Origin of the sequence: uncultured Candidatus Puniceispirillum sp. (assembly GCF_963979125.1) — a bacterium.
Taxonomy (GTDB): domain Bacteria; phylum Pseudomonadota; class Alphaproteobacteria; order Puniceispirillales; family Puniceispirillaceae; genus Puniceispirillum.
This window is the reverse complement of the sequence record NZ_CAXBVX010000105.1, coordinates 1-6,921: the sequence shown is the minus strand read 5'-3', so window position 1 is coordinate 6,921 and position 6,921 is coordinate 1. Positions and strand designations below refer to the sequence as shown.

8 protein-coding genes and 1 pseudogene are annotated in these 6,921 nt (G+C 45.8%); 6 read left to right on the top strand and 3 right to left on the bottom strand.

The features are described 5' to 3' along the window. Nucleotides 1-358 (bottom strand): annotated as a pseudogene (locus tag ABNT28_RS09355) (ammonium transporter); the annotation flags it as partial. 294 nt (nt 359-652) lie between these two features. On the opposite strand from ABNT28_RS09355, the gene ABNT28_RS09350 reads away from it, so the two are divergent. Beyond that, entirely contained in the window at nt 653-2,575 is a 1,923-nt protein-coding gene (locus ABNT28_RS09350) for a hypothetical protein (RefSeq protein WP_348721452.1), read from the top strand. Between the two features lie 16 nt (nt 2,576-2,591). Here ABNT28_RS09350 and ABNT28_RS09345 read toward each other — a convergent pair whose 3' ends face one another. Further along, entirely contained in the window at nt 2,592-2,789 is a 198-nt protein-coding gene (locus tag ABNT28_RS09345) for a hypothetical protein (protein WP_332924310.1), read from the bottom strand. A 134-nt stretch (nt 2,790-2,923) separates the two neighbouring features. Here ABNT28_RS09345 and ABNT28_RS09340 point away from each other — a divergent pair, with 134 nt between their 5' ends. The 5 genes from ABNT28_RS09340 to ABNT28_RS09320 all read left to right on the top strand — a co-directional run bounded on the left by ABNT28_RS09340 (nt 2,924) and on the right by ABNT28_RS09320 (nt 6,082). Then, the gene (locus tag ABNT28_RS09340; RefSeq protein WP_332924309.1) at nt 2,924-3,484 is read left to right on the top strand and encodes a histidine phosphatase family protein; all 561 of its coding nucleotides are present in this window, start codon (nt 2,924-2,926) and stop codon (nt 3,482-3,484) included. 20 nt (nt 3,485-3,504) lie between these two features. Then, complete coding sequence (locus ABNT28_RS09335; RefSeq protein WP_332924308.1) at nt 3,505-3,987, top strand: DUF2938 family protein; 483 nt, start codon at nt 3,505-3,507, stop codon at nt 3,985-3,987. 54 nt (nt 3,988-4,041) lie between these two features. Then, nucleotides 4,042-4,665: a LysE family translocator gene (locus tag ABNT28_RS09330; RefSeq protein ID WP_332924307.1), complete on the top strand. Its 624-nt coding sequence runs from the start codon at nt 4,042-4,044 to the stop codon at nt 4,663-4,665. 234 nt (nt 4,666-4,899) lie between these two features. After that, the gene (locus tag ABNT28_RS09325) at nt 4,900-5,727 is read left to right on the top strand and encodes a GAF domain-containing protein (protein ID WP_332924306.1); all 828 of its coding nucleotides are present in this window, start codon (nt 4,900-4,902) and stop codon (nt 5,725-5,727) included. Nucleotide 5,728: 1 nt separating this feature from the next. Beyond that, on the top strand, nt 5,729-6,082 hold the full coding sequence (locus ABNT28_RS09320) for a hypothetical protein (RefSeq protein ID WP_332924305.1): 354 nt from the start codon (nt 5,729-5,731) through the stop codon (nt 6,080-6,082). A 38-nt stretch (nt 6,083-6,120) separates the two neighbouring features. Here the strand turns inward: ABNT28_RS09320 and folE are convergent, their stop codons facing one another. Beyond that, complete coding sequence (folE, locus tag ABNT28_RS09315) at nt 6,121-6,762, bottom strand: GTP cyclohydrolase I FolE (RefSeq protein WP_332924304.1); 642 nt, start codon at nt 6,760-6,762, stop codon at nt 6,121-6,123. Between the last annotated feature and the right edge of the window lie 159 nt (nt 6,763-6,921).

Sequence of the window (6,921 nt, the reverse complement as noted above, 5' to 3'; positions counted from 1 at the left end):
CTGTCCATGAGAACAGCAGGAACGCCGCCCAGAAAACGCCAGTGATACGATCATCAAGGTTGGTAGCCATATTTTCGGACCATGGCAGATTGGCCGCGCCAGATTCAAGATCGAGCCCGCCAAATAATGGAAAATCAGGGAATGCCCAATAAATCCACCATCCAAAGAAGAAGAACGTCACCGTGACCAAAGGAATGATCATGATGTTCTTCATTAATGTGTGAAGATGGTTCTTGTGACGGCTTGCGCCTACTTCATACATGCAGAACCCGACATGAATGAGAAACATAAAGACCACAGTAACCCAATAATAGAACTCAGTAAAAATTGTGGTCAGTGCATCTAGGTTACCGACCATTATTACCTCCTATAGTTGTGTTTTTTGAATTATATTCACTTATTCTCCAGATAATGTTTTCACGAAAATGTAATAAGTTATTGTGTCGGCTTACGTGTAAATGTCAACCAATCTTGATTTAAATCAATTCAGACGGCATGCGCCAGGGCTGGACAGCTATCACTGATTTTTGGTGTCGGATGGATTATCTATTTATCTATAGAATTTCCCGGTTCAGTCGTAATAGAAAGCATGAAATTGATAATCAGCCTGCACGTCCTCAGGCTAGTTCTATAATAAGTTACGGAGTCACGTGTGGAGCCGGCAGAGTCATATCTTGATGATCCTTTGACGGCTGAAACGCTTTGGCGCTTGCACCGCATCAGGTCACGTCTTAACCGTGCCATTGACGATACTGAACTGCCCGAAACGCAAATTGATATAGATGATTTGGTGCCTGTTGCTTTGCGTGGTTTTCAGCTTGGGCGCACGATTATACGCGCAGGCAAGTTTTTTGCCGCCTTTGCCGTGATCGCCGGTTTTGTGCATGTGGGGCTGATAGCTTTGCCTGTCCTAAGCCAGAGTGTTTTGAAAGGCGGGGTGTCAGGCGTTACCGTTGGCACCTTTGATGGCGGTGGTACGCAACTGACGCTGGTTTCGCATTTATCGGATCAAACTGCGGCACCACGCGAATATGTGGCGCAATATTTCACCCCGACTGTTACAGGAAGCTATACGTTTGGATTGTCATCAAGCAATGAAGATACCGTTCTGATTCTCTATGAGAATAGTTTTGACGACACATCACCGCGTACAAATGCAGTCGAAATAAATGATGATGTTTCATCAGCACCCTATGGCGCAGGTGGTGTCGTTATGGGCGTCTGTGGCGCACAACTCAGCTATTGCCCCCGGATCACCTATAATCTGACAGCAAATCAGGTTTATTATATCGTTGTTACGTCTTATGCGCCCAGCATGACGGTGTCGGATGGGGTTAATTTCTATATTTATGGTGAACCAGTCGTCATTGGTACAGCCGCAGAAGAAGCAGAAGCAGCCGCCGTTATTGTGGCGTCAAAAGTGTCTTTGAAACAGGCAATCAGCTTTGAAGCGTCGCGTCTTTTGAATAATTTCATGTCTTTTGATGGGCGGTTTATCCGTGATGCGCGTACGCGTCATATCGCGGCGAAAAACAAGGCGGCGCAGGCCAAAGCACAACAACGTCAAGCCAAATTACAGCTGGCAGCCGACAAGAAAGCCCAAAGCCAACGTCCAGAGCTAGCGCTATTGTCCCGCAATGCAACAGGCGTAACTATAGAAGGAAAGGTTACCGACAAAGAGCGCGATCTGAACGGTGCTTTGACAAAAAAACTTGATAAGACAAGTGGAACAGCCGAAGCCATTCTGTTTGGCGATTTTCAATATAGCAAACAAAAGGATGGAACGACGTCAGGCCATGTGAATACCAAACTGGCTTGGGAAAAGAAAATTGGCTCCAGTCAGACAAATGGCATTTTTGTCGGCTCGAATCTGGGCTCATCCCATATCAAAGGGGCTTTCCCAGGGCGTAATCGTTTTGCTGGATTGTCGATTGGTGCCTATACGATCTGGTCACCATTGAAAGATTTACATATATCTGGATATGCCACCCTTGGCGGTACGGCAAACAGTCTGAAGGTGAATAACGGTAGCAAGGAACTGATCAGCACCTTTACCATGCAAACCGCATCGATTGGACTATCAACAACCGGTGTGATGAAGATTTTTCGGATGCGGCGTAACCAGCCAATGACAGATTTCAGCGATCCACGCGCTCAGTATGATTTTGTGATGGCACAACATGCACCCGGGTTTGAAATATGGCCGACAATGGACATTCAATACGGCATTTCAAAAATTAGTGGGCATGATGCTAAATCGATTATTTCGGGTTCCACTGACATGCTGACTATGGATGCGGATACAGTGCGCGCTTGGAATTTACGCATTAGCCCAGAGATCAAGTTTAATATCGACTCAATGAATGAAATAATGCCCCGGAACAAATTTACCTTTGCACCCAGCTTGATGTGTCAGCGTGTTCGCTCTTCAACCAAGACTAGCGCCTGTGGTCTGGGGCTGGGGCTGTATCTATCCGATGCAGATGAACGCCATAAATGGCTGAAATTCGAGATCCAAAATCTAGATTCGCAAAAAGACTTGTCAGGCTCGATAAATCTAACGGTTCCGTTTTAACCCAATGGCTAAATGGCTAGGCAACATCTTTTGGTTCGTTGCGTCCAGCCGGGGTAAAGCGAATTTTTATCCCATGTTCGGATAATGTCAGATAGGACAAGGTTGTTTTGTTCTGTAGCTCAAAATGGGTGATACCCATGAGTACTTTAGTGCCCATTACCTCGAGCGTTTGGCCAGTGCCATTGTCACGTAAAAGATCGCCTTGTTGAAGCACAGGGAATCTCCATTTCCGAATTTGGGTAAAAGTATATTGATGTGTTGGTATAGCAAAACTGTTATGCCTTGGCTATAGCTTAAAATTGTATTTGCATATATATATTTTACCAAATTTAGCGGGCGATTTATGGCATGATGTCTTCTTTCAGATTATTGATTTTTTTTGTTTTTATCTTGATCGGTAGTGGGCACGCCTTTGCCACGACAATGACAATTATCGAATATGCCAAAAATCCTTTTGGACAGGTTCTGTTTATGCGGCACGCGCTGGCACCAGGTACAGGTGATCCGGGTCATTTTGAAGTTTCCGTTTGTGCTACGCAGCGGAATCTTGATGAGGTAGGCCGCCAGCAAGCTCGTGATCTTGGCGCACACATGACAAAGCTTGATCTGTCCTTTGCGTCGGTTTTTTCCAGTCAATGGTGTCGTTGTCTGGAAACCGCAACGCTACTTGAGCAAGGTAAAGTCATAGAGTTACCCGGGCTGAATTCATTTTATCAGAATATTGTTCCGCGCGCCGAAACATTGCAAAGTCTGCATCAGTTTTTAGACAGTCTGGATAATAAGAATAGTCCAGTCTTGATGGTAACGCATTTTGTGACCATTAACGCAGTGACAGGTATTAGCGTATCTAGTGGTGGGGCCGTTGCCTATGATGTGGTGACAGGCGAAGCTGTCGAAGTTATCTTTTAAGCAGATAGAAGCAGGTTTTTATGAGCATTTTTCTAGTCATTGTTCTGGCAGGCGTTGTTGCATGTGCCGTGCTTGATTTATGGCAAATATGTTTGCAGCGTTTTGTCGGTATTCCAGCCACCAACTGGGGGGTGATTGGACGCTGGCTTATCATCGCACTAACCAAAGGCAAGATCGTCAATGACGCGCTTGATGACACACCAGCCATAAAATACGAGGCCGCGGCAGGCTGGGCATTGCATTATGCGGTGTCGATTGGCTATAGCGTTATTTTTGCAATGCTGATGTATAAAACGCCGTATCTGGATACAACATGGCTGGACGGTGTCTATTTCGGTGCGGCCAGTGTTGTCGTGCCATGGTTCATGTTTCTGCCCTGTCTTGGGAAAGGTGTATTGGCACGCAAAACACCAAAGCCATTATTCGTATGTTCGGTGGCTTTGATCGGTCATATTATCTTTGGTATTGGGATGGCACTAAGTTTCGGAATATTTGGGTCATGATTTTCATAAGACAAATGCGAGACGGGCATATCCCGTTCGGGCAGGGGTGACGTCTTGCCGTTACATGAATGGATGTCATTAGTATTTCTATGTCTGATGGGGGCGATGTCACCCGGACCAAGTTTGCTTGTCATTCTGGCCTGTACGGTGGAAGGGGGCAAACCATCAGGCATCATGGCATCGGTTGGCCACGGCATAGGCGTGTCTCTTTACGCGGTTGTGACAGCCACAGGGTTAGGGCTATTGCTACTTGCCAGTCCGGTTGCGCTGGGCGTGTTACAGTTTCTAGGCGCATGTTTTCTGTTTTACATCGGTTGGAAGCTTTTTTTTAGCGCCCTGCGCCCTAGATCCGTACATGTTGAAGCCAAGGCCATGCCGCTTAGCCACATGTTTCGTGATGGCTTTCTGATTGCCGTTTTTAATCCCAAAATTGCGATCTTTTTTCTATCGGTGTTCAGCCAATTTTTAAGCCCGGGACAGTCTGGCATTGTGCATGTGCAAATGGCGTTGGTGGCAGGGGTGATCGACACGCTTGTTTATGTCTGTGTGGTGCTGTTGGCAAGTAGCCCTGTGATAAACAAACTTCTGATCGGACAAAACCGATATAGAGATTTATCAATAGGTGGTTTTCTGATGCTGGTGTCTCTGGGGCTTATCGTTAAGCAACTATATGTTTGATGTCATAGCAGGATCAGATTATGCCCGCTTCGGGTTCAGCCAAATACGATGATATTGCTGGTGCAGGGCTTGTGTGATGCGGTATGCGCTGTCATGCGGGCATCGAATTTTAAATATGTTCGCTATTTCGGGATGTAAGTATCAAATAATAACACCTAACTAATTTAGAGTATTTACAAGCTAACTATATCGCACTTAGAGTCTAAACCAGTATTTTAAGTGACGGAGCCAGTTATGAGTTTAGCGCCAGCCCCAAGACCAGACAATGAAGATCGCCGTGTTCAGGTCGTACAAAACACGGGCATCATTGATACAAATCAAGGTGACATGTTTCGTGTTTATTGTGAGATAGCGAAAGATCTGCTTGGTTATGATGCTGCTATTTTCAGTCTATTTGATAGCGAAGATCAGTGTCACATCGCCAAGATCGGAATGCCGAATAGTGACCCAGATACTAAGGGTAGCCGCAATACCAGCCTATGTGCTTATGTGTTGCTGGAAAGCGAGCCTTTGCTGATCCCCAATATTTGTGAGCATGACGTTTATAACAAATCTCCAGCCGTTCAGTCGGGTGATTTTACTGGTGGCTATGCAGGCTTTCCGGTCATAAATAAGGATAATTATGCGCTTGGCACATTATGTATGTTGAACTGGACGCCAAAGGAAACCGCGCCTGATAAAGTTGAGTTGGTCAAAAAGCTGACCAAGCGGATTGCACATCAATTAGATACGCATACCGAACAAAAAGAAGTCACATCGCAAAAAATCATGAAAGCGATGGATACCTTCTTTGATCGGTTTGAATCATCCAACAACCGTGATTTTAGAAACTTCATGTCATTGTTCAGTGGTTTGCCCGTGCATGCTAGTAAGCTGGATATGTTTGTCGAAGCTGGCATGTGCGAGGTCGATGCAGATGGGCGCGGCAAATTGACAACCGAGGGGCAAAAGTTTCAGGTTGAGATGGGGCTGCAAACCAAAGTCCTGAATAAGGTGCGTGTCGAGGGTGATGCTGCCGAATCAATGGTCAACGATATGCTTAATCAACTGGAAGCGCTATAAAATGTACGCAAAAATCTATCAGTATAAATTCTCCAATGTAAATGAAGCTAAGGTAGCGGCAGCATTCTGTTCGGATTATCTTGGCGGCAAAATAGCTGAATATAAATTCCAAGCTATCAATGTTGCGATTGGTAAAGGCGGCGACCTGTCGATCCTGATCAAGTTCGAAGATATTAATAAGCTGAAGAAATATGAAGAAAAGGCGCAAAGCTTTATAAATGAGCTGAAAGGCAGTTTCGTATTTAAGGAAAATCATTTCGCAGGCGTATTCGTGCTGAATTACGAAGCCGAAGCCAGCGCGAGTGAGCTGAAAATGTCAGGCCCGGTCAAGGTGCTTGACGAAAGCAACGCCTGAAGATTTGAATCATATCTTGAAGCAGGAAAGTCGTGGCGTTAGCCGCGCTTTGCCTGATCCAGAAAACGCCCGCGCAATTCGGCATTGCTGTCGAACACGCCCGTAAAGCGGGTTGTCAGCATCGATACATCAGGTTTGCGAACACCACGTGTGGTCATGCATTGATGTTGTGCATCCATCAAGATGGCTACACCTTTGGGCTTTAAGGCTGTTTGAATGCAATCCGCGATCTGTGCGGTGAGGGTTTCTTGGGTTTGCAGACGTCTGGCAAAACTGTCAAGAACACGTGCCAGCTTGGAAATGCCAACAACACGTTTGTCAGGCATATAGGCAATATGGGCAACGCCTAGAATGGGAACCATGTGATGTTCGCAATGGCTTTCCATACGAATATTGCGAAGCATGACCATATCATCATAGCCTTCGACTTCGTCAAAAGTGCGCTCAAGCATTTCCATCGGATCTTCGGTATAGCCGACGCAGAATTCTTTCCATGCGCGCGCAACCCGTCCTGGTGTACCAACCAGACCTTCGCGCGTTGGATCGTCGCCAGCCCAGCGCAATAGCACCTCAACGGCAGCTTCTGCTTCTTCACGGGTGGGCATGGCGGTCATGTCTGAATTGCCAGCATCTGTATCATGAGAAACTGTTTCATCATTGGCATCGTATGGTGTCATCATCTAATTTGTTCTCATTAAACGGTCAAAATAATTTTAGACGGAACCAAAGTGAAGTTCCGATGGCTATTATAGGCAATTTCTTCGTCATTACGTATGAACATAATGGCAAATATCAAGCCAAAATGTACATTATTCCTTATGGATGAAATGAATGAGCTT